This is a genomic window from Paenibacillus glycanilyticus, from assembly GCF_051200795.1.
Taxonomy (GTDB): Bacteria; Bacillota; Bacilli; order Paenibacillales; family Paenibacillaceae; genus Pristimantibacillus; species Pristimantibacillus glycanilyticus.
This window is the reverse complement of the sequence record NZ_CP195155.1, coordinates 818,310-842,501: the sequence shown is the minus strand read 5'-3', so window position 1 is coordinate 842,501 and position 24,192 is coordinate 818,310. Positions and strand designations below refer to the sequence as shown.

Below are 24,192 nucleotides of genomic sequence, written 5' to 3'. Positions count from 1 at the left end.
GGTGAAAGACGTTCAGGTACATGCTCCGGAAAACGTTCAGGAACAATTTCAAGAGCCGATCCATTACCAGAACCAGCATCTCTGCATCAAAGCGTGGCAGTTCACGGACGAGTCGAAGCCCGGCCCGTCGAACAGGCGCTGGCATTATCACAAGGAGGTCGAGCTCATTCTGGTGCAGAATGGGTCCATGAATCTCCATACGCCCGGCCATTGCTATGCGCTTGACGCGGGGGATGTCGCCATCGTCGGCTCCTCCCAGCTCCATCTCAGCCAAAAGACGTCGGACGGGCCTCTGATCTATATCGTGCTGCATGTCGATCTGCAGCGTTATTTCGACCCGGCGATGATGATGTATTACCGGCACTTCTCTGAGCTCGTTCGCCCGCTCGAGGAGCTGAACTATATCTTTCGGGAAAACGCGGCAGCCAGGCTGGAGATGGCCGGCATCCTGACGGGCATACACGAGGAAATGATCGGCAAGCGGAAGGGATACGAAATCGCCGCAAGCATGCATATCAAGCATTTGCTGCTGACGCTGCTCCGCCACGACAGCCGCGGGCTGCTGCAGAGCTACGAATTCGTGGACGACACTGTCATGCGCCCCGTCCTCGACTATGTAAGCCGCCATTTGAACGAGCGCATCGACATGGACGAGGTAAGCCGGATCGCCCGGATGAATTACAGTTATTTCTCCAAATATTTCAAAAAAGCGGTTGGCGTTTCGTTCGTCGATTACGTAAACCGTCAGCGCATACTTAAAGCCGCGCATAGGCTTGTCGCAGAGCCCGCCAGCGTCTCCTCCATCGCCGCAAGCGTCGGCATCGAAAATATGGCGCATTTCTACGAGCTGTTCAAACGATATAACGGCTGCACGCCGAAGGAATATGCTCGGCGGCTGCTTCGGGGCGAAGCAAGGAGCGATGCGTAGACCGGCTCATTCAGGTAGCGCATTTCCATTTTCCGATTGCTTTTTATTGAGTTCAATTACCTTAGTTCTCATGATCAAATCGCCCAGCCTTCTCCCCTTAATCAGCAATAGGAAGAGTTCCACCGGCCACACAATCAGAGATATATTCCGGAGAAAAAGCCTCCATTTCCCTGGCGTGTTATCAGGATTAGAATAATCCCTTACACCTAACCCTACAATTCTTTTGCCGATGCTTCTGCCGCCTATAAGATCTCTATTAGAGATAACAAACAGCACTAGGAACAGAAGCGGATAAAATATTTCAAATGGCCGATTAGAGTTTTCTTCAGTCGAATTAATATTGATTAGGATACTAATTGGAACAAAAATAAACAGAACCAAGATGTAATCAATAAAAAAAGCCAGTAGTCTATTCTTCATTACTGCCCCTGCTTTCAACGTTAAGTTTTATAGTATTTCTAGAAAAATACGTTATAAATAAACTATATCCTCCTTTCAGCACAATAAGAAACGAAAACAAAAAGGCTGTCCCCTCTAACGGGAGACAGCCTTTGCTTATACCATGGAATTCGCGATTTTCAGCAAGTTTTCCGGTTTGTATTTAACCTTTAAATATTTCTTGTTACCGATTGCGAGCATATACTGCATCCCGTTCTTGTGAAACCTCAACTCATAGGCTAAGTTATTATTTACTCGATAGAGCGCCTTGGTTCCATCTTTCAGCGTGTAATATACATCATCGTTATCAAATTTGAACCGATCCAAATCTACGGTTACAGGAGCTGCTTTGACCTTGAGAAAACCGTTTATTTCATCGCTCCGATACAAAAGCTCAATCGAGCTGTCATCCTCGATAAAGCCATGAAATTCAGTAACTTTCCTGAAAGGCAGCTCGGTTAGGGTTAAAAGACTGCGCTTGAATTTGGTTTGATATTCTCTTATTAAGCGCGCCTCGTCTGCCAGCGGGTTGAAGCCCTCATATAATACGTGAATCTGGGTGATACGGCCGTAGTTAACGGACAATTCCCAAATATAAGCCAGTCGTTCGGTTTTTCGTTTCTCGTCATAGAAGCTCACCATAAGGATTTGCTCTCCGTTTATTGGCGAAGGCTCAAGCTTATAGCTTTGAGCGGAAACATGCTCCGGTATTTCGGGAATGCGTACGTAATCTTGATCGATAAAGCTTTGCGCTTTTTTATAGTCATTACGCGTAATGGCATTGGCGAATTCGGTTGCAGGGTCATTCTCTTTGGCAAAAGCATGCGTTCCGGCTAACGAAGTAAATCCAAGGATTATCACGATTGTCCATATCCGCTTTCTCAATAGCAAACACCTCATTGATGGAATACTTCTATTTATTCCCAAAATAAAGAGTTGAATGCGTTCTTGCTATCCACTGGTCAAGCGACCGAATGTTATCGGCCTTCCCATTCTTCGCGCAAAATCCCCATCCGAATGGAATCGTAGTACTCGCCATTATATAAGCGTACCTTGCGGATTCTTGCTTCCATCGTCATTCCAAGCTTCTCGGCGCAGCGGATCATTCGGTTATTGCCCGACCAGGTGGTGAGCCCGACTCGCACGAGCGGCATTGCCCCGAACAGATAGTTGATCCATAACGTTAAAGCCTCCGTTCCGTAACCCCCGCTCCAATGCTTCGGGCTGTAGATCGTAATGCCAAGCTCAAGCCACAGCGAAGGCCTATCCTCCCAATAGTAGGATACGACCCCGATAATCTGTCCTTCCGATTCCATAATGAGCATGGAAGGAACGTCATCGGCGGACAGCCGGACCTCCGTTTGGGTTTGGAAGGCTTCGAAATCTATTCGGTTATGAGGGAAATAAGGGGCGTCCCATTTTTTCCACTCCGGATTCTCTTCCCCGTATTTTAATTGCCACAGCCGGTACATATCTTCCGGTTCAATGGTTCTAAGCGCCAAGGTTTTGCCGTTGACACGCATGTTGTATTCCTCCTTTCAACCTTTCTTCAAGTATACGTTAATGGCTGTCCTAGTCCATGCGACCCCTTTTTACAATACCCTATCACACAATTCTGGAATAACGTGGTAAACTAAACGCCGGAAAGATACAAATAGCTGTTGGGAGGAATGGTTGTGGAGAGATTACTTCAAGTGAGACACAAATGGCTAAAGTTATTGCTGATGATGCTGCTGGTTGTGCCGGTTCAGTATCAATGGACAAGCAATAGCGCTCATGCGGAGGGACCATCGGATCCTGCCCCTTACATCAACGCTAAGGTCGTCAACGAGAATGCGGGCAAAAAGGTGTTGTTCGACAACACGCACGCGCAGACAGCGGGAGCTGCGGACTGGGTGATCGACGGCGGATTCTCGGATTTCGCCAACGGACTTGCCAACAATGGCTACTATGTCCAAGAGCTTCGCAAGTCTACCGCGTTTACGTATGACGATTTGAAAGGTTATGACGTATTCGTTATTGCCGAACCTAATATTCCGTTCAAAACCTCGGAGCAAGCGGCAATGGAGCAATATGTCGAAGGCGGCGGCAGCATCTTCTTCATCGGCGACCATTACAACGCAGACCGGAATAAAAACCGCTGGGACGGTTCGGAGTCCATCAACGGTTACCGCCGCGGCGCATGGGCGAATCCGGCTCAAGGCATGAGCACGGAAGAAGCCAATTCCTATGCGATGCAAAATGTCGCAAGCTCGGACTGGCTGGCCGATAACTTCGGCATCCGCTTCCGTTACAATGCGCTTGGCGACATTAACGCAACCAACATTGTGGCTCCAGACCAGGCGTTTGGCATTACGGAGGGCGTATCGGCCGTAGCGATGCATGCCGGCTCGACGCTTGCCATTATTGATCCGACGAAAGCAAAAGGCATTGTGTATCTGCCTCAAACAAACGAAGCTTGGGCAAGCGCGGTTGACCAAGGGGTATACAACGGCGGCGGCGCAGCGGAAGGTCCTTATGTAGCCGTATCCAAGCTTGGCGGCGGGAAAGCGGCTTTTATCGGAGACTCCTCCCCGGTTGAGGACGTATCGCCTAAATATTTGCGCGAAGATACGGGCGCGAAGAAAACCACTTACGACGGCTTCAAAGAAGTGAATGACGGCGTCTTGCTCGTTAACCTTATCGACTGGCTGTCGACGAAAGAAAGCTATACAAGCCTGAGTGAAGTAAACGGCTTGCAGCTCGACCAGCCTACCGCTATTCTTCCTTTCGAGACTCCAGCCTTGTCCACGGAACCGCAGCCTGAACCATGGTCAGCTCCAAATGCAGGCTACAAATGGTATGACCGTTCGACATTCAAGGCCGGTTCTTTCGGTGGCACAACGGCTGTCTCCAACCCGGCATACAGCTTTGTGCATCAGGCAACGCTGCCTAACAGCGGAACGCCGTTCCCGGTTCGCATCGTATTTAACAACCTGGCTCCTAATTCGACTATAAGCAATTATCAGATTGGCGTTTACTTAACGAGCGGCGGCACCCAAATCGCTCAGGTGCAAAATGCGGACGGAACTTGGCCAACGGCTTACGGCTACAGCGCGAATTTTAATGTTACGGCCGATGCCACAGGGCATGCTTATAAGGATTTAACCATTCGCTTAAAGGCCGGTTCCACCGGCGCGGCTAATCTTCGCCTTAGACAAAACAGCACGAACCTGCTGACGGAAGCCGTTAATCTTGGCAACGTAGCCGCTGAGCCCCTCCCGGGCGATGAAGGCGGAATTCCCGCCAAAATCACGATCGCGGAATCCCGTGCCAAAACCGTCGGCGCTACCGTTACGGTTGAAGGCGTAGTGACGACGGAGCCCGGTATTTTCGGCGGACAAGCCTTCTACCTGCAGGATCAGACGGGCGGTATTTACGTCTACCAGAATGCAGCCGGGTATCATGCGGGCGATGTAGTTAAAGTAACGGCAACTACCGCACTCTACAATACCGAGCTTGAGCTTGCAGATATTGTCGCCATCGAAAAAACGGGGACGGCAGCTTTACCGGCTCCAAGCCCGGCAACCGCCGTGGACAGCTCCAATCAAGGCCAGCTGCTGCAGCTGAAAGACGTCACGATTGCCAACATCATCTCCGCCACGCCATCCGGCTCCTTCGAGTTTGACGCTGTCGGCGATAATGGTACGGTTAATCATATCCGTGTTGACGGACGTACCGGCCTTACGCAAAGCAGCTTCCCTTATACCGTTGGTCAAAAGGTAACGATCACCGGCGTGTCCGCTATTTTCAAAGACTTATACCAGCTCAAGCCGCGCAGCCTCGCGGATTTCACGGTTGTACAGCCGGCGGATAACGAGCCGCCAACCGTTGAAGCTTCGCTGTCCGCTTCTCCTAATGCGGAAGGCTGGTTGAATCAGGATGTTCAAGTGACCGTCTCCGCTCAAGACAACTCGGAAGGTAAAGTAGATTCGTTTTACTCGTTAAACGATAACAGCTTTTCAGACTACACAACGCCTGTCACCTTATCTGCAGAAGGCAATCATACATTCTCTTATTACGCGGTTGATGCAGCAGGCAACAAAAGCAGCGTGTCTTCGGTTCATGTTCGATTGGACAAGACCGCTCCGGCAGCGGTATTAACGCAATCCGGCGGACAAGTGGCGGACGTTCTTGAGACGGCGACCCTTGTCTATGACCTTGCAAGCAGCGATACGCTTTCCGGCGTTGCTTCGGAGCAGCTGCTCTTGGACAATAGCGCGATTACAGACGGTTATTCGATCGAAGCTTCCAAGCTTGGTATCGGAAGCCACACGGTACAATATACGGTAACCGACAAAGCAGGCAATACGTCCACTGCAAGCTACACGTTCAAAGTGACAAGCAAGCCGCTTGCCGACGGCGCTCCGGGAACGCCGGTCTTATCCCATAACAACGGCTGGGATAACGGCCTTCAAGACGGAAGCTATACGGTAACGATGAACCTGTGGTGGGGCAATAACGGTTCCGAATACCGGCTGTACGAGAATGGCGTTCTGATCGATACCGTCGAATTGAAGGACGCTTCCCCTTCCGCCCAGTCCGTACAGACACAAATTACGGGCAAAGCTAACGGAACTTATACGTATACGGCGGAATTGATTAATGCTTATGGCAAAACAGCCAGCAGTACGCTGGTCGTTAAAGTAACCGACGCTTCCCCGGGCAAAGCCGTCCTGTCCCATGACAACTGGGATCAAGACGGAAGCTACAAAGTAACGATGAATCTGTGGTGGGGCACGAATGCTACCGAATACCGCTTATACGAAAACGGAATACTCATCGATACGCAATTGCTGAAGGATGCTACTCCCGCGGCGCAAACCGCCGTAACCGCCATTTCGGGCAAAACGCCCGGCGCCTACGAATACCGCTGCGAGCTTGTGAATGCGGCAGGCGTTACCGCGAGCGATACGATTACCGTTACCGTCGCGAAATAATGGGATAAAAAGATCGGCAAGAAACCCCATGCCTTTATGGCATGGGGTTTTCGCTTTTTATGCGGACAACGACTTTCCCTTTAAATTCCCCTTCCCCGAAGTACCGGAGAGCTTCGGCGGCATCCTGCAAGCCATACAGCCGATCAATGACGGGAGCAATATGGCCCGCTTCAGCAAGCGACCTCCATACCTGCTGATCCGCATGATTAGGCTTATGAACCAGAATAGTCATGTTCTTCTTCTCAAACCTGCGGATCAGCGGTGCGGCTAGCAGCGTCTGGAGAAGACGAGGCATTAAGCCGCCTATCATAACGTATGTACCGCCTTTCTTAAGCGCGCGCTTCACCTCGAAGACGGAACGGGTTCCCACTACATCCAGGATAAGATCGTATTGCCGCCCATTTGCGGTAAAGTCCTCTTTCTTGTAATCCAGCACATGGTCCGCTCCAAGGGACAGCAGCATGTCCCGCTTGCCCGCACGGTCAACGGCGGTTACCTCCGCCTCGTGCAGCTTGGCATATTGGATGGCAAACGTACCTACACCGCCCCCCGCCCCATTGATGAGCACTTTCTGGCCCTTCTGCAAATTCCCTTTATCGCGCATTCCCTGCAGGGCAAGCACGGCCGCTTGCGGAATCGCTGCCGCTTGCTCGAAGCTCAGCCTTTTCGGCATTGGAGTTAATGCCTCCTCGCCCGCGCATACGTATTCGGCAAATCCGCCCCAGCCGCAGCCGGACAGATCGCCGAACACCTCATCGCCAGGACGGAACCGCGTGGCGGAGGCGCCAACGGCAATTATTTTCCCGGCAATATCCGCACCAAGAATCGGATACCGCGGCTTGCGGAATCCGCCAATGCGGGTTATGTACGGTTTGCCGCGGAGCAGATCCCAATCCCATGAATTGACCGAAGCAGCATGAACCTCGATCAGCACTTCATGCTCTTTCGGCACGGGGACATCCACTTCTTTGAGCTCGAGAACCTCCGGAGAACCGTAAGCCTTATAGACCAGCGCTTTCATCTTGCGAACACTCATGTCCGTCCTCCTCCAAATAGGAGATATATGAGCTACAGCTTATCGATCGCTCTGCTAATCTGCTTGATTAACAGCGGATTATCCTTGTTGTAAGACCAATAGTTGACGATCAGATTCTTCTTGCGTATGACATTCGGGTACAAATCATTCATCTTGATCGGAGTAGGCGTTCCGTCTAAACTCTCCACACGGATACGTTCCTTTTCCGAAGAAAATACATAGGCAAAAACAAACTCACGATGGGCCATATCTGCTGCAGGCAGAGTTAATTCAAAGGTTACGGGTTCAACTCCGTTGATATTAACCGGAGTGGATGCCAGCTGTTTAACCTCATCGGACGATAACTCGCGAACTTCAAGGCCTTGCTTCTGAAGAGCTTTGCTCACGCCATCGGCATTTAAGGCTCCCTTGCCCGCGCAACCAGACAGCATTAGGACAAGCGCAATCAACAAGATACCAGTTAATTTTCTCATTTCATTTACCTCTCTATATCCATCTAAAAAAGAACCCGTAATCGACGTTTACGTTATTCCGCTTCGCCCAGTCGGCGATATCCGCGAAGCCTTGTTCCTCTTCGTTCACATATCTGAAGCACATACGGACAGGAACCGTTCTCGCGCCACGAGGCTTAATCCCGATAATCGGATGAACCGAGTCCCGCCTGATCATGATGACCTTAATCTGCTCAGGCGTAATCGCAGCTCCGTTAAGCAAAAGCGCATCCCCCTGCAGGCAGAGATCAATCGGTTTCTGTAATGCCCGGTACAGGGACCAGAGCAATACGGCAGCGCAGAAGCAAAAAAACACTATGGCCGGAACGTACAGGACCGCATCATCGTCTTTTCCCCGCAGCGTACTAACAAGAAAGAGTGAACACAGCACCGTCATCGCAAAAATGTTCTTCAGGCCCGAAGGGTTTCTGACCGCATGCTTGCATGGCTGATTGTCCAATTCATCCAACCTCCCCTGATCAAGTACGAGATTGTATATTACTATTCAATAAACGGTCAAATCATCCTGCCTATCAGCCCTAAAATGAAAGATTCCGCTTGAACGGCAGCTTGACAGCTTCCTTTTTCGAGTGTACTCTTTTGACAAGGAATTCCACTAGGGGCGCCCGCAAGGGCTGAGATAAGGCTTAGCCTTGGTCCCTTTGAACCTGATCTGGGTTATGCCAGCGTAGGAAAGTGGTCTTGTGCGCGTCAGCCATATGCGATGGAAACGGATGCTATTGTCATCCGTCCGTTTCGATTTGCACGGATTTCGACACCTCAAGCCGCTCCCGACGGGGCGGCTTTTTTTGTTGCCGGCGAATCGTCCGGCCGCATCGAAAGCTGCCTTTGGGGAGCGACCCGGGGTTGCGGGCTTTGCCCTTCCGGGGTGAGCTCTGCCTATTCGCCCGTGTCTAATTAACGGCTGCTGAAGCTTATGCCGCGTACAGTCTCATTACCCTAAACAACGGCCTCCTAGCGGACATTCCGAACCTATCGAATGCTCTTAGGAGGTTTTTTATGCCGATTTTATCGACGCCGCTGCCGGGCAGCCGCAAAACGTATGTGAGAGGATCGAGGGAAGATATTCGTGTTCCGATGCGCGAAATCGTATTATCCGAAAGTCGGGGAAAAGACGGACTGCCGCAGCCAAACGAGCCCGTACGGGTGTATGACTCAAGCGGCCCGTACACGGATGAGTCCTACGAGGCCGATGTACGCAAAGGTCTCCCTATCCTACGCAGTAAGTGGATCAGCGATCGCGGCCACGCCGAAGCTTACGACGGCCGGGTAATTAAGCCGGAAGATAACGGATTTTCAAACGAGGAACGAGCAAAGAAGAATGGCGCGGAAATTTTCCCGGGCCTGACTCACCGGCCTCTACGGGCAAAGCCGGGAAAAAACGTCACGCAGCTTCACTATGCCCGCAAAGGCATCATTACTCCGGAAATGGAGTTTATTGCGATTCGGGAAGGGGTTGATCCGGAACTGGTCCGTTCGGAAGTGGCCCGCGGGCGCGCGGTTATACCAGCCAATATCAACCATCCCGAACTCGAGCCGATGATCATCGGGAGCCGTTTCCATGTAAAGATTAACGCGAACATCGGCAATTCGGCCGTTACCTCCTCTATCGAAGAGGAAGTCGAGAAAATGACGTGGGCGACCCGCTGGGGAGCGGATACGATCATGGATTTGTCCACGGGCAAAAACATCCATACCACACGCGAATGGATTATCCGCAACTCCCCCGTTCCCGTTGGTACCGTCCCCATTTACCAGGCGCTTGAAAAAGTAAACGGAAAAGCGGAAGACCTGAGCTGGGAAGTATTTCGCGATACGTTAATCGAACAGGCTGAACAAGGCGTCGATTATTTCACTATTCATGCCGGCGTGCTGCTGCGTTACATTCCGCTTACGGCCAAACGCGTCACAGGTATCGTTTCCAGGGGCGGCTCCATCATGGCTGCCTGGTGTCTTGCTCACCATAAGGAAAACTTCCTCTACACCCATTTTGAAGAAATATGCGAGATTATGAAAGCCTACGACGTGTCGTTTTCGCTTGGAGACGGCCTGCGTCCAGGCTCCATTGCAGACGCCAACGATGAAGCTCAGTTCGCGGAGCTGAGGACGCTTGGAGAGCTGACGGATATCGCTTGGAAGCATGATGTTCAGGTCATGATTGAAGGTCCGGGTCATGTCCCCATGCATCTAATCAAAGAAAACGTCGACCTTCAAATGGAGATCTGCAAGGAAGCGCCGTTTTATACCCTAGGGCCGCTTACCACGGACATCGCACCGGGCTACGACCATATCACATCGGCGATTGGAGCAGCGATGATCGGTTGGTTCGGAACGGCAATGTTATGCTATGTAACGCCTAAAGAGCATCTGGGCCTTCCAAATAAAGAAGACGTTAAAGACGGTGTCATCGCCTACAAAATAGCAGCGCACGCCGCCGACCTTGCCAAAGGACATCCCTTGGCGAAACTCCGGGACGACGCTTTGTCGAAGGCAAGGTTCGAGTTCCGATGGCGCGATCAGTTCCATTTGTCCCTCGATCCCGAACGGGCGATCGCTTACCATGACGAGACGCTGCCCGCCGAGGCGGCGAAAACAGCTCACTTCTGCTCGATGTGCGGACCAAAGTTCTGCAGCATGCGGATAACGCAGGACATTCGGGAATACGCGGAAGCGCGAGGATTGAATAACGAAGAGGCTTTCGAGGCCGGAATGAAAGAACAGGCGGATTCGTTCAAAATATCCGGAAGCAAGCTATACGGCTGAACTAAGACGGTGCGTTTCGAGAGCCATTCGATGACGTAAAATAGTCTGTGTACCAAGATCTGGAGTCTTTCCAGAACGCAAAAAAGTAGGGTATCCTCGGGATTGCGACATCACCAAGAGGAGGACCCTACTCGATGACTAATATACCCGAAAATGCCTTTCATAATCTACTTGAAAATACTGTTACTAAGCTGCTCCAAGAAAAGCTTGAACTGCTCCTTCAAGAAGAAATTAAGAATTACATGACCATTGAAAAACCGACTTCATCCAATAGCCGAAACGGACATTACAAGCGTTCGTTCCAGACGCGCTATGGCACCATTAACGCACTTCGGGTTCCACGTGACCGTAAAGGGACCTTCCAGACGCAACTTTTCGAGCCATACCAACGCAGAGAAGGATGGTTAGAGGAGGCCATTATTCACATGTACAAAGGTGGTATGAGTACGCGCGAGGTGGCTAAGTTCATCGAAAGTATGTTTGGCACACACTACTCTCCAACAACGGTCAGTAACATTACACAAACGGTTATGGAGGACATTGAAGAGTGGCAAACACGCCCCCTGGAGAAACGCTACTCCGTCCTCTACTTGGATGGTCTCTACGTCAAACTCAAACGTAACACGGTAAGCAGCGAAGCCGTGTACTTAGTGATGGGAATTGATGAGAAAGGAATTCGTCAAATCCTCGGCTTCTACGTTGGCGGTCACGAAAGCTCAAACGGTTGGCGCGAGGTACTCAAAGACCTTAAGAAGCGTGGTGCCACAGATGTATTGCTCGGCGTATTTGATGGCCTACCTGGTCTGGAAGACGCTTTTCGTGAGATCTACCCAATGGCTGATGTTCAGCATTGTGTCGTCCACAAAGTCCGTGCTACTTTCCCAAAAATCCGTATGGCGGATAAGACGGCGTTTCTGAGCGACCTGAAACAAGTCTACACCGCTATGGATAGGGATGTTGCCCTGGCTGTGTTTGACGGCTTCAAAAGTACATGGAGCAAGCGGTATCCAAAGGAAGTGAAGTCGTGGGAAGAGCAGCTTCCAACTTTGCTTACATTCTACAAGTACCCGTCATTAGTCCGAAATGCGATCTACACGACGAATCCGATCGAGCGCATGAACAAAGAACTGCGAAAGCGGCTAAAACCAATGAACAGCCTAACTAACATTGAAGCTGCAGAGAAGATTATTTACTTACAAGCCATTGATTACAACGAGAATTGGTGTGGTAGAGCCGTTCGTGGTTTTAGTGATCCTGGTACCAGAGCTGCGTTTGAAGCCATGTACAGTGAGCGTTACGCAAACAATTCATTTAAAGAAGAATGAGTTCCCGCGCCTTCGCTTGGGCTTTGCCCTCTAGAAGGTCAACAGCTAAATATTCATTTCCATCGTCCCGATGGAAATCCCTACTACACAAACTTCTTGACGCTACCAGCCATTCGAGGCGATAGGGTAACAGTAGGGCTACTACGTTGGATTTCGTACAGTGTATCGGGCTATTTTTGACTGTTTACTGGATCTACATTGGAGTCTCTACAGGATAATCCGCTCATTTGGACGATTCTTGCTCATTCTGGCCCCTTATACTGGAGTGAATCCAACGTAGCCTCCGTGTTCTTCCTTTCCCCCTGATTTCAATGGAGTAAATCCAACGTATGAGGAGGAAAAAGCTGAGGCTGTACCAAGGTCATTAAAAATGACGATGGCACAGCCTCGTTTGAATTATTTAATTACCCTTTAACCGAGCCGGCCGCGATACCTTCTACGATCCGGTCGCTGAGGAACAGGAACGTGATAAGGATAGGCAGGATGCTGATCATCAGCGTGGCGCCGATTGCGCCCCAGTCAGTAGTGTACTGGCCGATAAAGTTCTGTACGCCAACGGTCAGCGTTTTGAACTTGTCCGAGCTGATAAACGTGTTGACGAATATAAATTCGTTCCAGTTATAGATCATGTTGATAATGCCCGTTGTAGCCAGCACGGAGCTGGTCATCGGGAACACGATGCTGAAGAATACCTTATGAATGCTGGCCCCGTCAATGATGGCCGCCTCCTCGACTTCCTTCGGCAGAGCGACATAAAAGCCAAGCAGAATCATAATCGTGATCGGCATGTTAAACGCGACATAAGACAGAATGAGTGACAAAGGATTATCAATCAGATGCGCCTTGTTGAACATGCTGAACAGCGGAATCAGCGTCGAGTGAACCGGAATCATCATCGCGACCATAAAGAGGCCTAGGACAAGCGAGCTGAGCTTCCATTTCATGCGGGTAATCGCAAACGTCACCAGGCTGCCAAGCACAATCGTCGCGGCCGTTGCCGCTACCGTAATCCATACGCTGTTCAGGAAATACGTATCGATATTGCCCGCATTCCACACTTTGCTGTAGTTATTCCAATGCGGAGGCGACGGCAAAGCAAACGGCGATAGATTAAAAACTTCCTGGTTGTTTTTCAAAGAGAAGAACAAAAGCCAGATGAGCGGGTAAACCTGGAACACCGCTACGGCGATGAGAACAATGTACAGTACAGCGTAGCCGACCTTCATTCCTATTCTCGAACCGGATTTCGCTTCTCCGCCCAGTTTCATAGTTGTCGATGACATGAAGCGTACCTCCTGAAAAGAATTGTCACACCAGCAGCCTAAACAAGGCTGCCAGTGATGATTCTTACTTCGTAAGCATGAGCCTAAAGAATTGTCACACAAACAGCCTGGAATGGCTGCTTGTGATGATTCTTACCTCGTAAGCATGAGCTTAAAGAATTTATTACTTAGGAATACTGGATCGTGTCTTTGCTGGCTGTTGCCTTGCGGATGATCCATGTTGCTACCAGACAGATAATAAGCAGGAAGAAGCCAACCGCGCTGCCGTAACCGAAGTCGTAAGCTTTAAAAGCTTTATGGTACATGTACGACGCCATTACCTCACTGGAGCCGTTCGGCCCGCCGTCCGTCATGACATAGATCAAGTCGAAGTATTTCAGGGAACCTACAACCGCCAAGACAACCGTTACTTTCACAACTTCCATAACAAGAGGGAATTTGATTCTCCAAGCGATTTGGAACGAATTCGCCCCGTCAATCTTAGCCGCTTCTTCCAAGGAAGAAGGGATGTTCTTCAATGCCGCATAGTAGATCAGAATATAGAAGCCCGCGTATTGCCACAGAATCGGAATAAACAAAGCGAACAAAACAAGATCCGTCTCTGCCAGCCAAGCGGGAGGATTTGCAACGCCAAGGGATTCCAGCAAGCTATTCATAATGCCGTTAGTAGGATGATAGATTTTGAGCCACAGCTGAGCGATGGCCACCGAGGACAGCAGCATCGGGATTAAGTAAATTTTGCGGAACAGGTTTGCTCCTTTGATTTTTGCCGCAAGCACCATGGCTACGACGAGATAAACGATAAGACTCAACATCGAAAATACGGCTAGCAGAAGCGAATGTCCCGCACTGCTCCAGAAAGCATGATCCTTAACCAGCGTTGCGTAATTGTCGAGGCCCACCCACTTCATTGCGCCAATACCATTCCATTCGTTCAATCCGTAGTAGCCCGTCAGTACGATTGGGATATACACGACGGCCAGAATGAGCAGAAGGGATGGCAGAACGTATAAAGCGATGACTTTCTTGTTAGATAGCACCTTATCCAATTTGGCCGACTCCTTTCTCTGTCAAAAATAAGGAGAGCCGCCTACCCGGTATTTCCGAACCCGTTCGTCCGGATAGGCCTCTCTTTATTTTTGGATGTCTGAACTAGTTGCCTTTCGCGATGGCCGCATCTTGCTCGGATGCAAATTTCTCTGGGTTAACGGCTTTGCCGAAGAGCGATTGGATCATGTTCAGATGAGTCTCAGCCGCGTTAGCCGGCAATTGAACGTCCGCGAACAAGGTAATGCTGCTTGCTTTGTTAAGTTCGTTGAACAGATCGATGTACAGCTGCGGCAGCTGGATCGAGGAAGTATCGATCTTCGTAGCCGGAATAACGCCTGCGCCGGTTACCGATTGCTCGCCCCACTTCGTTACGAAGTATTGCACGAATGCTTTTGCTTCTTCTTTTACTTTGGAGTTTTCCCCTACGAACAAGCCTACGCCAGGACCGCCAACCCAGCTGTCCGCGTTGCCTTTGCCACCTTCAACCGTTGGGAACTTGAAGAATCCAACGCTGTCGCGGAACGATTGCGGAATGTCTTCGTTGGTGGTGAAGTTCGGCAGCTCCCAAGTACCCATCAGGTACATTGCGGCATTGCCGTTCAGGAATTCGGATTTCGCTTCTTCGTTCGACAGGCCGTTAAAGCCTTTGACGAATGCGTTTGCGTCAACCAGGGATTGCACTTCGGAAGCGGCTTGCTGCAAGCCCGGATCCGTAAATTTCGCCGTGCCTTTAATGGCGTTGGCTACCGTTTCTTGACCCGCAATACGGTCAGCCAGGTACATGTACCACAGGGAACCCGTCCAGCGGTCTTTGTTGCCAAGCGCGATTGGAGCTATGCCGTTATCGGACAGCGTTTTCACGACTTGCTTGAATTGCTCGTATGTCGTTGGAACTTCAAGATTGTACTTCTTGAAAATTTCTTTGTTGTAGTAGATTGGAGCGATGTTGAACTCCAGCGGAAGCGCATACGTTTTGCCGTCGATCGCGTAAGCTTCCGTTGTACCCGCTACGAATTTGCCGTTCAGCTCACCGCTGAGCAGATCGTCAACCGGCGTGAACAGCTTGCCGTCTACGTACGGCTTCAAGAAGCCGGCCGCCCAAGTTACGCCCACATCAGGAAGCTGATTCGATGCAGAGAGGACTTTTAATTTGTTTTTGTATTGCTCGTTATCGAGGACCTCTTGCTTGATCGTTACGTTAGGGTGTTCTTTTTGGTAATCGTTGATGATTTGGTTAACGATTTTGTTCTGGCCCGCGGATACGCCTTCCGGCCAAAGGTGCATGAAGTTGATCGTTACCTTTTTGTCGGAACCGCTTTCAGAGGAGCCCCCGTTAGAAGCCGTATTACCATTATTTGAGCTGCTGCCGCTGTTGTTGCCGCATGCTGCCGTTACGATGGCGAGACAGAGAATAAGTCCGAGTGTCATCCACTTCGATTTTTTGAACACGTTTACAACCCCTTTTTGACTGATGTGTTTGTGTTGCTAAACAAATTGTAACAGCGCTTTCACAGCAGCATAAGGTATGGTGAGTTGGGAAAAATACTACTTTTATTGGATTGTCTCCTCCGCGTGCGAGACATTTTTTCGATATTGCCCGGGACTTACTCCTTCATGCGAACGGAACACTTTGACGAAATATTTGGCCGTCTGATAGCCCGCTTTTTCGGCAATTTCGTTGATCGACAGACGCGTATTGGTCAGCAATTCCTTGGCTCTTTGCACCCGGCGTCTTGTCAAATAATCGCTGAAGGTCAGCCCGGTCTGCTCCTTGAACAGGACGCTGAAATAGCTTGCGTTCATATGCAGATGATCGGCGATATCCCGCATCGTAACCGGCTCATGCAGACGCTCGTCCACATACTGAATCGCTTCCTTCACCGGCGCGCTGTATTGGGTCTCCTGTTCGGTCGTCTCCAGCAGCTTCGTATCGACAAGCCGCTCCATGCGTTCAATCCGGTTGAGCTCTTCCTCTTTGCGGAACGCAAGCTCCACGGCTTCCACCAGCTTTTTCTTGTCCAGCGGCTTGAGCAAATACTCGATAACGCCAAATTGCAGAGCCTTATGGGCATAGTCGAACTGCGGATGGCCGGAAATGACGATGACAACCGGCGGATGCTGCCTGTCCCTCAGCTTCTCCACAAGCTCCAGCCCGTTAATCTCCGGCATCCGGATATCGGTAATAACCAGATTGGCTTCATTGGCCTCCAGCCATTCCAATGCTTCCACGGCACTGGACGATGTTGTGATCTCGTAGCGGCCTGCCGACCACGACTCTAACACCTTCCGCACGCCCTCTCTTGTTCTTGGCTCATCGTCTACGATCAGAATCGTCTTCATTTGCTTCGCCCCCATGTTCAATCGGTATTTCAAAAGACATCCTTGTGCCCGCTCCCTGCTCGCTTTGAATCTGTAGGCCATGCGTCTCTTCCCCGTAGTAAAGCCTGAGTCTTCGGTCGACGTTGGAGATGCCAACCCCATTTCCCTTCGCATCATGGACATGTCCCTGCTTCATCGCCGCATAAAGCGACTGCACCTTGTCAAAGCTCATGCCCGGGCCGTTATCCGTAACGGAAATCCGAATGTATCCCGGCCGTTCGGTTTTCTCTATGCCGATCACAACCGAGCCTTGTCCGATTCGCTGCTCTACCCCATGCGAGATGGCATTCTCGACAAGCGGCTGGATCAGCAGCTTCGGAATCGGAACGCCCCGAAGACTCTCATCGCCTTCGATCGACCACTTCAGCCGGTCGATCAAGCGCATCTCCATGATTTTCAGGTAACGCTCCGCATGCTCCAGTTCATCGGCTACCGTTACCCATTCGTCATCGTCCGCCCGGTTAATCACATACCGGAACAGCCCGGACATCGCCACAACGACCTGGGACAGCTCTTCTTCCTCCTTGTCCTCAAGCGCCCAATATAACGCTTCCAGCGTGTTGAAAAGAAAATGCGGATTGATCTGCGCCTGCAGCGCCTTCAGTTCCGTTCGGCTCTGAATAATCTCCTTCTCGTACACCACTTCGATCAGCTCGTTCAAATAAGCGACCATCTGGTTGTACGTATTGTTCAGCTCGTTAATCTCCAGCGTGGAGGACGTTACCGGTATAGGCTTCAGCGAACCGTATTTTGCGCCTCTCATCGCCTTGATCAGATTAAGAATCGGGCTCGTAATCATGGTCGACAGGATAAAGGTTAAGATCAGGAACAACAGGACCCCAACCATAACCGATACGAGTATAGCCGTGCGCAGCACCGATACTCCTTCAGCGGCATATTCGGCCGGCGTCAGGATTAACACCTTCCAGCCTGCCGCTGCCTCAAGCTGCTTCTGAATGGGAATATACAATCGGCCATGCATGCTGATGGTCTTCCCGTCCGTCTTCTGAAGAACGTCCTGCGGAATGTCAGCCGAGAAGTTCGCCGCGATAATCTGGCCGGAGCCGTCGATCAGCCCCATTTCCTCTTTGCCGTCCGAGGATGTATTCGCATCGATTAGCTCAAAATATTTTTTGTCGATTCGGACCAATAAATACCCGGCATTGGAAAAGGACTGGTCAATCAGGCGTACGCGGCGGATCGCCGTAATTTGATTCGGATTATTCTTATCGATGCCGAACCATACGAGCTGACCTGCGGCACGGTCCGCCTCCCGGATCCATTCATTGGGCACCCGGTTGTACAGGCTGATATCCGTCAGCGGGAACAATACCCGGAAGCCATTCGAGTACAATTCAATGGACTGAACGCCGCTTACATACGCCTGCTGCTTCCGGATTTCATGCTGAAGCACCTGACGCTCCTCGAAGGTCAGGTTGGTGCCGCCCGCTTCCTTGGCCATCAGGCTCTGAATCGATGCGTTGGTGGCTACCTGCATCGTAAACGTCTCCATCTGATGGAGCAGAACGTCCATCTTGCCGGTCGCCTGCACCGCTGTCTGTTGAATATGATTTTCGGCATTATTGCGCAGCAGCTCCGAGACTTGTCCGTAAGTAAAAAAGCCTACCGAAGCAAGGACGAGCAGCATAACGAGCACGAATCCGAGAAAAATCTGATTCCGCAACGTGTTCATGCGATTAAACTGGAACAACCCGGACACCCCCGCCTAATATCTGTCGCCATTACTATACACAATATAAATAAAAAAAAGAAAGCCCCTTCATCGGGGCCTCGCTATTCGGTAGTCAAGATTATTCCAGCTTGAGCTGGGGCATCGAGATTGCCGAGAACGCCAGGATGCCTACCGTAACCCAGATCGTAACCGACAGCCATAAATCCCTTTTTGGAGCAAAACTCACGGCATTACCTCCCTGTCCATAAGCTTCTCCAAACGTTCCTTCACCGGAAGCCATTCTTCCGAAATAAAGCTAAATATAACATAATCCTTGCCATTATATTTCTTGCGGAGCACGCCTTCGCGCGTTGCTCCAAGCCGTTCTATCGCCCGCTGGGAGCGATGATGCGAGGTTGTTGTGATAAGCTCGACCCGGACGGCCTCCCACTGCTCGAAAGCATGCTTCAGGAGCAAATATTTGCTTTCGGTATTAACGGCTGTCCGCCAAACTTCGGGCGAATACCAGGTCCAGCCGATATTCAGGTTGCGGTGGGACGGGGCGATACGGAGGTATCTCGTTGTCCCGACAAGCCGGTTCAGCTGCTTATCAAAAACCGCGAACGGATACTCTTCCCCCCGTTCTCTTCCCTGTATCGCCGTTTGTACAAAACGCTCCATCTCTTGCAGGGTATGGACTTTGACGGGCAGCTGTTCCCATAATTCGTCCGAGCGCGAGCAGGCAAATAACGGCTCGGCATGCTCCTCCGCTAGGGGAAGCAGCTTAATCCGCTTGCCTTCCAGCGCTGTAATATTCATCGCAGCAGCTCCTTTCCCTAACCAAATAAATTTATCCATTTTTTACTATTATTTTCATGTTCATCCTTGCTTGTCAAGACAAGAAAAACCGCAGGATAAGCATCTTGCGATGCCATAACCTGCGGTTACATTTACTGTTGATTCCGAATACGGTCCATTGCGGAAGCGGCCCTAGGCCATCCCGCATAAAAAGCCAAGTGCGTGACCGCTTCCGTCAGCTCTTCTTTCGATAAACCATTCTCCCTGGCAAGCTGCAGATGATAAGGGAGCTGCTCCATATGCCCGCCGGCCACCAAAGCCGCTACGGTAATCAAACTCCGCTCGCGCAGTGAAAGTTCTTCCCTCCGCCACAAGTCTCCGAACAGGATATCTTCCGTATAACGGGCAAACGAGGTATCTCCATAGGCAGGCGCGATATGAGCCGTATCGATTTTTCTATGCATCGCGTTGCGCCTCCTCCCTCTTCCGTTCAAGCATTTGGGCTATTCCGTTCCCAAACGTCCAGTCCTCAAATTCCGTGCCAACAAGCACAACAAAGAGATCCTCTGCCCTCACTCCGCAAGCTGGCAACAGTTCTGCAAGTCTGGCATAAAAGCTCCTCTTCTGTTCCTCCGTCCGTCCGGACTTCAAAGTAATCTGGATATAGAGCAGCCGGTCCGTACGCGAGACCTTCAGATAAGCCGGATCATAATAGAACTCCCCTGGTTTATGGCCATGAAACACCTGAAAATAATCATCCGCCGGCACGCGAAAATGCTCGGTTAGCGCCTGATGAATCGCATGGCTGATCGCCGACAGCTCCTCCTGCTTATATTGATCTTCCCTATAACTGACCCGGATAAAAGGCATCTGTCATCACTCCCTGAATGAGATGACTTTATTGTATATCTAATCGTTTCATCTATATAATTGAATTAATCAAACAACTCATTCAAATTCGTAGATGGAGATGCTTCGAAATGGATCTGAAGGAACTAACCGCTTTTCAAACGATATTGCAGGAAGGCAGCTTCGCGAAGGCGGCAGCCAAGCTGAATTATGCCCAGTCCACCATAACGAACCAGATTCAGCGCCTGGAAAAAGAGCTCGGCTTCCAGCTGTTTGACCGGGGCTGGGAAGCCGAGCTGACCCCCGCCGGGCAAATCTACGCCGCGGAGGTAGAGCAACTTGTTCAGCACTGGCATTATGCGTCGGATCAGGCAAAAGCGATTCTGCGGGAGGAGACCGGCACCCTTCGCATTGGCATGCTGGAGATGCTTGCCCGGCAGATCATGCCGGAAGCGTTATGGCGGTTCCGGGAAGAAAAGCCGCAGATCGCCTGCCATTTCGTGATTGGCAACACCGACCTGGTGGCCGGCGAGCTTCGCCATAAACAGCTGGACTTTGCGATATGCGGCGAGCCTCCCGACCTGTCTGGCCTGCGCTTCGAACCTTTGCTTGAGGAGAGGATTGTTTTTGCGGCGGCCAAGGACCATCCTCTTCACCAGCGCGGCGGAGGCCGTCTTCCTTTTCAGGAGCTGCTGCCCTATCCGATGGTAGTTGGCGGGCCAACTTGTCTGTACTATCTGCACTTATCGAGGCAGCTCGCCAGATTCGACAGCATGCCGATGCTCCATTCGGTCAGCCAAATCTCTGCCATTCCGGGCTTTGCGGCACGTTCGCCGTTTATCGGCGTTGTCCTTGCTTCCACCCCTCTGCCAGATGGAGTATTACCGTTTGCCGTTGACTGGGAGGAGCATAAAATCCCTATTGGTCTGCTTGAACGGCGGGACACGGCATATCCATCGGCAGCGCGCAAGCGGCTTATCGGGATCATCAAAGAGGTCTGGTTCAATGAGGCTTGACGAAAAGACCGTTGACAGAACGAGCAATCCCCTATATTTTTCTTAATAAACAAATCGTAAAAAGAGGTGTATCCGCCATGCCAGTTGAATACCGCATTGGAGCTCCCCTTACAGCCGTGCAAGTCGCCGAAGTATTCCGAAGCTCCGGCATCAGACGACCGGTCGATGATCTAGCCCGCATTCAGAAAATGATCGACAACGCCGATCTCATTCTCTCGGCTTGGGATGGCGAAGAGCTTGTCGGCATTGCCCGGGCGGTTACCGACTTCTCCTATTGCTGCTATCTCTCCGATCTGGCCGTAAGCAAGACGCATCAACGTCTGGGCATCGGCACGGAGCTGGTGAACCAGCTGCGGGAGCACATAGGCGAAGAGGTTGCCCTTCTTCTGCTGTCCGCGCCATCCGCCATGGACTATTACCCTCAGATCGGCTTTAACAAAGCCGACAACGCGTTCCTGATTAAGCGGGTAAGATAATCCTCCGATCCTTTAAAATGAAAAAGTACAGCTCATCCGCGGCAAGATGCTCATTTGAGCATTTTTTCATCGGAATGAACTGTACTTTTGCTTTTTCCTTCGATTTGCAGACTTCAACCAGCCGATGAACCTGTACGATTGCAAGCCAAGCAGCCTTCTAATCGAGCCAGCCGTTTTTCTCCGCGATTCCGATCGCATCAATCCGGTTCTTCGCGTCAAGCTTCTGAATGGCTTCGGACAAGTAATTGCGCACGGTACCCGCGGATAGAAACAGCCGGGACGCAATCTCGCCGGCAGGCAGACCTTCCCGCGCCAGACGAAGCACCTCCCGCTCCCGCTCGGTAAGCGGATTCTCCGCTTCCCAGAACGATAAGGCAAGCTCCGGACTAACCGCCCGCTTCCCTCCATTGACGTTGCGAAGCGCCGCGGACAGCTCATCGATCGGGGAATCCTTGAGCAGGAAGCCCTTCACTCCTGCCTTCATCGCCCGCTGGAAGTACCCGGAGCGCGAAAATGTTGTCAGAATAACAACGAGGCAAGGATGTTTATCCGCACGAAGGCGTTCCGCAACATCAAGTCCGGTCAGCTTGGGCATCTCGATATCCATCACGCAAATATCCGGTTTCAAGCTGCGAATCATCTCGAGTGCCTGTTCACCGTCTTCCGCTTGTCCAACGACCTCGATATCCTCTTCCAAATCCAATAGGGCGCTGAGCGCACCTCGCAGCATTCCCTGATCCTCGGCTACAAGCACTCTCATTATGTGGAGTCTCCCTTCTTCGATGACGAGTGTACTCTAGGCACGGTAATCGTAATAACGCTGCCGCTGCCTTTCGTGGACTTGAATTCAAACTTGCCGTCCACCAGATTAAGCCGTTCCTGCATCCCTCTAAGTCCGTTATGCGCCGGTCCTTTTTCCGCTAGATCACAGCCAACCCCGTTATCCCGGATAACCAAGCGATACTGATCGGGTGTCATTGCCCAATCAATCACGCATTGCCGGGCTTCGCTATGCTTCACGACGTTGGTTACCGCTTCGCGCAGGCACATGCCCAGCATATTATCGATAAGCGGGCTTAAGGAAGCGGAAACGGGATCGCCCTGCACCTTGATGGTTATAAAAGCCGCTGCCAGTATCCGCTTCGCATTCGACAGCTCATCCTGCAGCGTTACCGTATTCATTCCCGTAACCAGCTCCCGGACCTGCTTCAGCGCAGCGCGGGAGGTAAGCTGAACATCCCGGATTTCCTGCTTCGCCCGGTCCGGATGGTGGGCAATAAGCTTCTCGGCCAATTCGCTCTTGAGCGTAATCATCGTAAGGGTATGGCCCAGCGTATCATGAAGCTCGCGGGAAATCCGCTGCCGCTCCTCCTGAATGGATAAACGCGAAATTTCATCATTGGCAAGCTCAAGCTGCGCGCGAAGCACTCTGGACCGTCGCCCGATAAACATGACAAAAGGAACCAGCAGTACCGCAAGCATAGCAGGCAATAAATTATAGAGCCCTTCCAGGCCGTTCGTTTCTTCATAGTGCCAGACCTCCATCCCGTACAACAGAAGCACGCCGGACATGGCAATTCCGATCTGACGAAGGTTTGGCAGCATGCCGACAAGCGATGCCGTAAAAAAGCCCATATACATAAAGCTTTCATCATACCGCCAACTGAAATACCCGATCACGAGCAATTGAATAATAACCGCCCAAATACGCCAGGCTTTGCTCAAATGCCCCGCGATGTAACTTGCGATAAACAAAACAATAAGCGGGAAGCCTATCCACTGCTCTTCGGGCGGCCGTTCGGCGAGTGCCATGACCGGAAATAAAATATAGATAAGCCATAACAGCATAAAGAAAATGGGCGGCCCTCCTTCGGGGGGCCGCTTCATTATTAATCGACGTAAATCATGCAAGTATTTTTGCATTACACCGCTTCCTGTTTTTTCATGATATAAGACGAAATCGCAAGGAATACCACGACATAAGCAACCAGGATTCCTACGCCGGTCCAGTTAATCGACACGCCGGCAACGGCGTCCCAAGCCCCTTGGCCAAGACGATAGGTCGGCGTCAGGTGAGCAATGGTCTTCATCGTGCTGGACATCGTGTCCGTCGGGAACCACAGACCGCCCAGAATGGAAAGTCCCATATAGCATATCATGGAAAGGACTTGAACAAAATCCGCATTTTTGATCGAGCCGATCAAGGTGCCAAGACCCATAAACGAGAAGCCGCCGATAAAGATAAACAGTCCGCAAGCGATCCAGGTGGAAGCGCTCAGGTTAACGTCTTTGAAGACTCCGCCAACCACAAACATAACGATAATAATAGCCAGGTTAATAACCGCTTGCGACAATACTTTGGACAATACATAAGACCAGGAAGGAAGCGGCGTGATTTTGAGCAGGGACAGCCAGCCCTGGCTCCGTTCTCTCGACAGCCGCTGCGCATAGGAGGTCAAGCTCGCTCCAACCACGCCGTACACCGTCATCGACATCAGGTAATAGGCTTTCCAATCGACATTGCCAACTTGCACATTATCGCCAACGGTATTGGTAAAGATAAAGTAGAACACAACCGGCATAATAAACGAGAAAATAACGAAACGGCGGTTACGGACGGTACGCAGCAGCTCCGCTTTGCATTGCGCCAGCCTTGCCTTCATGCTTGTGGATTGACTCATTGATAAT

At 51.0% G+C, this 24,192-nt stretch carries 23 protein-coding genes and 1 riboswitch; of the genes, 6 read left to right on the top strand and 17 right to left on the bottom strand.

The window, feature by feature from the left end; all coding sequences use genetic code 11:
* The first annotated feature begins 1 nt into the window (after window position 1).
* Window positions 2–928 (top strand): helix-turn-helix domain-containing protein, encoded by a 927-nt coding sequence (locus ACR9FF_RS03910; protein WP_116394028.1) that lies wholly within the window; start codon window positions 2–4, stop codon window positions 926–928.
* A gap of 6 nt (window positions 929–934) precedes the next feature.
* On the opposite strand, the gene ACR9FF_RS03905 is transcribed toward ACR9FF_RS03910, so the two are convergent.
* The 3 genes from ACR9FF_RS03905 to ACR9FF_RS03895 all read right to left on the bottom strand — a co-directional run bounded on the left by ACR9FF_RS03905 (window position 935) and on the right by ACR9FF_RS03895 (window position 2,889).
* Window positions 935–1,348 (bottom strand): RDD family protein, encoded by a 414-nt coding sequence (locus ACR9FF_RS03905; protein ID WP_435169158.1) that lies wholly within the window; start codon window positions 1,346–1,348, stop codon window positions 935–937.
* 135 nt (window positions 1,349–1,483) lie between these two features.
* A complete protein-coding gene (locus ACR9FF_RS03900; RefSeq protein WP_435169156.1) occupies window positions 1,484–2,251 on the bottom strand; it encodes a hypothetical protein in 768 nt (255 codons plus the stop codon).
* A gap of 92 nt (window positions 2,252–2,343) precedes the next feature.
* Window positions 2,344–2,889, bottom strand: coding sequence for a GNAT family N-acetyltransferase (locus ACR9FF_RS03895; protein WP_435169154.1), 546 nt, complete (start codon window positions 2,887–2,889; stop codon window positions 2,344–2,346).
* 201 nt (window positions 2,890–3,090) lie between these two features.
* On the opposite strand from ACR9FF_RS03895, the gene ACR9FF_RS03890 reads away from it, so the two are divergent.
* Complete coding sequence (locus ACR9FF_RS03890) at window positions 3,091–6,345, top strand: OmpL47-type beta-barrel domain-containing protein (RefSeq protein ID WP_435172028.1); 3,255 nt, start codon at window positions 3,091–3,093, stop codon at window positions 6,343–6,345.
* Window positions 6,346–6,379: 34 nt separating this feature from the next.
* Here the strand turns inward: ACR9FF_RS03890 and ACR9FF_RS03885 are convergent, their stop codons facing one another.
* Genes ACR9FF_RS03885 through ACR9FF_RS03875 form a run of 3 tightly spaced genes read right to left on the bottom strand, consistent with a single transcriptional unit; the run spans window position 6,380 to window position 8,332 of the window.
* Window positions 6,380–7,381 carry an NAD(P)-dependent alcohol dehydrogenase gene (locus tag ACR9FF_RS03885; protein ID WP_435169152.1) on the bottom strand — a complete coding sequence of 334 codons (1,002 nt, stop codon included), beginning with the start codon at window positions 7,379–7,381 and terminating at the stop codon, window positions 6,380–6,382.
* A 32-nt stretch (window positions 7,382–7,413) separates the two neighbouring features.
* A complete protein-coding gene (locus tag ACR9FF_RS03880; protein ID WP_435169150.1) occupies window positions 7,414–7,854 on the bottom strand; it encodes a hypothetical protein in 441 nt (146 codons plus the stop codon).
* Window positions 7,855–7,867: 13 nt separating this feature from the next.
* Complete coding sequence (locus ACR9FF_RS03875; RefSeq protein WP_435169148.1) at window positions 7,868–8,332, bottom strand: hypothetical protein; 465 nt, start codon at window positions 8,330–8,332, stop codon at window positions 7,868–7,870.
* 148 nt (window positions 8,333–8,480) lie between these two features.
* Window positions 8,481–8,584: riboswitch (TPP riboswitch) on the top strand.
* 308 nt (window positions 8,585–8,892) lie between these two features.
* On the opposite strand from ACR9FF_RS03875, the gene thiC reads away from it, so the two are divergent.
* Both thiC and ACR9FF_RS03865 read left to right on the top strand, forming a co-directional pair.
* Entirely contained in the window at window positions 8,893–10,656 is a 1,764-nt protein-coding gene (thiC, locus tag ACR9FF_RS03870) for a phosphomethylpyrimidine synthase ThiC (protein ID WP_435169146.1), read from the top strand.
* Between the two features lie 134 nt (window positions 10,657–10,790).
* The gene (locus ACR9FF_RS03865) at window positions 10,791–11,981 is read left to right on the top strand and encodes an IS256 family transposase (RefSeq protein WP_317982533.1); all 1,191 of its coding nucleotides are present in this window, start codon (window positions 10,791–10,793) and stop codon (window positions 11,979–11,981) included.
* A 404-nt stretch (window positions 11,982–12,385) separates the two neighbouring features.
* Here the strand turns inward: ACR9FF_RS03865 and ACR9FF_RS03860 are convergent, their stop codons facing one another.
* The 8 genes from ACR9FF_RS03860 to ACR9FF_RS03825 form a co-directional block, all read right to left on the bottom strand.
* On the bottom strand, window positions 12,386–13,264 hold the full coding sequence (locus ACR9FF_RS03860; RefSeq protein WP_116394019.1) for a carbohydrate ABC transporter permease: 879 nt from the start codon (window positions 13,262–13,264) through the stop codon (window positions 12,386–12,388).
* 167 nt (window positions 13,265–13,431) lie between these two features.
* A complete protein-coding gene (locus tag ACR9FF_RS03855; protein WP_116394018.1) occupies window positions 13,432–14,313 on the bottom strand; it encodes a carbohydrate ABC transporter permease in 882 nt (293 codons plus the stop codon).
* A gap of 103 nt (window positions 14,314–14,416) precedes the next feature.
* Entirely contained in the window at window positions 14,417–15,763 is a 1,347-nt protein-coding gene (locus ACR9FF_RS03850; RefSeq protein WP_435169143.1) for an extracellular solute-binding protein, read from the bottom strand.
* Window positions 15,764–15,865: 102 nt separating this feature from the next.
* Window positions 15,866–16,654, bottom strand: coding sequence for a response regulator transcription factor (locus ACR9FF_RS03845; RefSeq protein WP_201006694.1), 789 nt, complete (start codon window positions 16,652–16,654; stop codon window positions 15,866–15,868).
* The gene (locus tag ACR9FF_RS03840) at window positions 16,626–18,404 is read right to left on the bottom strand and encodes a cache domain-containing sensor histidine kinase (protein ID WP_435169140.1); all 1,779 of its coding nucleotides are present in this window, start codon (window positions 18,402–18,404) and stop codon (window positions 16,626–16,628) included. The genes ACR9FF_RS03845 and ACR9FF_RS03840 overlap by 29 nt, the downstream gene beginning before the upstream one ends.
* A gap of 204 nt (window positions 18,405–18,608) precedes the next feature.
* A complete protein-coding gene (locus ACR9FF_RS03835; RefSeq protein ID WP_435169138.1) occupies window positions 18,609–19,184 on the bottom strand; it encodes a GNAT family N-acetyltransferase in 576 nt (191 codons plus the stop codon).
* Window positions 19,185–19,315: 131 nt separating this feature from the next.
* On the bottom strand, window positions 19,316–19,627 hold the full coding sequence (locus ACR9FF_RS03830) for a carboxymuconolactone decarboxylase family protein (protein WP_127496620.1): 312 nt from the start codon (window positions 19,625–19,627) through the stop codon (window positions 19,316–19,318).
* Window positions 19,620–20,033, bottom strand: coding sequence for a tautomerase family protein (locus ACR9FF_RS03825; RefSeq protein ID WP_435169135.1), 414 nt, complete (start codon window positions 20,031–20,033; stop codon window positions 19,620–19,622). Before ACR9FF_RS03825 ends, ACR9FF_RS03830 begins: the two co-directional genes overlap by 8 nt.
* Window positions 20,034–20,143: 110 nt before the next feature.
* On the opposite strand from ACR9FF_RS03825, the gene ACR9FF_RS03820 reads away from it, so the two are divergent.
* Complete coding sequence (locus ACR9FF_RS03820) at window positions 20,144–21,028, top strand: LysR family transcriptional regulator (protein ID WP_435169133.1); 885 nt, start codon at window positions 20,144–20,146, stop codon at window positions 21,026–21,028.
* A 77-nt stretch (window positions 21,029–21,105) separates the two neighbouring features.
* Entirely contained in the window at window positions 21,106–21,504 is a 399-nt protein-coding gene (locus ACR9FF_RS03815; RefSeq protein WP_435169131.1) for a GNAT family N-acetyltransferase, read from the top strand.
* Between the two features lie 157 nt (window positions 21,505–21,661).
* Here the strand turns inward: ACR9FF_RS03815 and ACR9FF_RS03810 are convergent, their stop codons facing one another.
* The 3 genes from ACR9FF_RS03810 to ACR9FF_RS03800 all read right to left on the bottom strand — a co-directional run bounded on the left by ACR9FF_RS03810 (window position 21,662) and on the right by ACR9FF_RS03800 (window position 24,185).
* On the bottom strand, window positions 21,662–22,264 hold the full coding sequence (locus tag ACR9FF_RS03810) for a response regulator transcription factor (RefSeq protein ID WP_373864168.1): 603 nt from the start codon (window positions 22,262–22,264) through the stop codon (window positions 21,662–21,664).
* Complete coding sequence (locus ACR9FF_RS03805) at window positions 22,264–23,352, bottom strand: sensor histidine kinase (protein ID WP_244935696.1); 1,089 nt, start codon at window positions 23,350–23,352, stop codon at window positions 22,264–22,266. Before ACR9FF_RS03805 ends, ACR9FF_RS03810 begins: the two co-directional genes overlap by 1 nt.
* Window positions 23,353–23,426: 74 nt before the next feature.
* Window positions 23,427–24,185 carry an ABC transporter permease gene (locus ACR9FF_RS03800; protein WP_435169128.1) on the bottom strand — a complete coding sequence of 253 codons (759 nt, stop codon included), beginning with the start codon at window positions 24,183–24,185 and terminating at the stop codon, window positions 23,427–23,429.
* Window positions 24,186–24,192: the final 7 nt, after the last annotated feature.

Coding starts and splice junctions, on each gene's coding strand:
- ACR9FF_RS03905 (WP_435169158.1), bottom strand. CDS start 1,348: ATGAAGAATAGACTACTGGCTTTTTTTATTGATTACATCTTGGTTCTG.
- ACR9FF_RS03895 (WP_435169154.1), bottom strand. CDS start 2,889: ATGCGTGTCAACGGCAAAACCTTGGCGCTTAGAACCATTGAACCGGAA.
- ACR9FF_RS03890 (WP_435172028.1), top strand. CDS start 3,091: ATGATGCTGCTGGTTGTGCCGGTTCAGTATCAATGGACAAGCAATAGC.
- ACR9FF_RS03885 (WP_435169152.1), bottom strand. CDS start 7,381: ATGAGTGTTCGCAAGATGAAAGCGCTGGTCTATAAGGCTTACGGTTCT.
- ACR9FF_RS03880 (WP_435169150.1), bottom strand. CDS start 7,854: ATGAGAAAATTAACTGGTATCTTGTTGATTGCGCTTGTCCTAATGCTG.
- thiC (WP_435169146.1), top strand. CDS start 8,893: ATGCCGATTTTATCGACGCCGCTGCCGGGCAGCCGCAAAACGTATGTG.
- ACR9FF_RS03865 (WP_317982533.1), top strand. CDS start 10,791: ATGACTAATATACCCGAAAATGCCTTTCATAATCTACTTGAAAATACT.
- ACR9FF_RS03860 (WP_116394019.1), bottom strand. CDS start 13,264: ATGTCATCGACAACTATGAAACTGGGCGGAGAAGCGAAATCCGGTTCG.
- ACR9FF_RS03845 (WP_201006694.1), bottom strand. CDS start 16,654: ATGAAGACGATTCTGATCGTAGACGATGAGCCAAGAACAAGAGAGGGC.
- ACR9FF_RS03835 (WP_435169138.1), bottom strand. CDS start 19,184: ATGAATATTACAGCGCTGGAAGGCAAGCGGATTAAGCTGCTTCCCCTA.
- ACR9FF_RS03830 (WP_127496620.1), bottom strand. CDS start 19,627: ATGCATAGAAAAATCGATACGGCTCATATCGCGCCTGCCTATGGAGAT.
- ACR9FF_RS03825 (WP_435169135.1), bottom strand. CDS start 20,033: ATGCCTTTTATCCGGGTCAGTTATAGGGAAGATCAATATAAGCAGGAG.
- ACR9FF_RS03820 (WP_435169133.1), top strand. CDS start 20,144: ATGGATCTGAAGGAACTAACCGCTTTTCAAACGATATTGCAGGAAGGC.
- ACR9FF_RS03815 (WP_435169131.1), top strand. CDS start 21,106: ATGCCAGTTGAATACCGCATTGGAGCTCCCCTTACAGCCGTGCAAGTC.
- ACR9FF_RS03810 (WP_373864168.1), bottom strand. CDS start 22,264: ATGAGAGTGCTTGTAGCCGAGGATCAGGGAATGCTGCGAGGTGCGCTC.
- ACR9FF_RS03805 (WP_244935696.1), bottom strand. CDS start 23,352: ATGCTGTTATGGCTTATCTATATTTTATTTCCGGTCATGGCACTCGCC.
- ACR9FF_RS03800 (WP_435169128.1), bottom strand. CDS start 24,185: ATGAGTCAATCCACAAGCATGAAGGCAAGGCTGGCGCAATGCAAAGCG.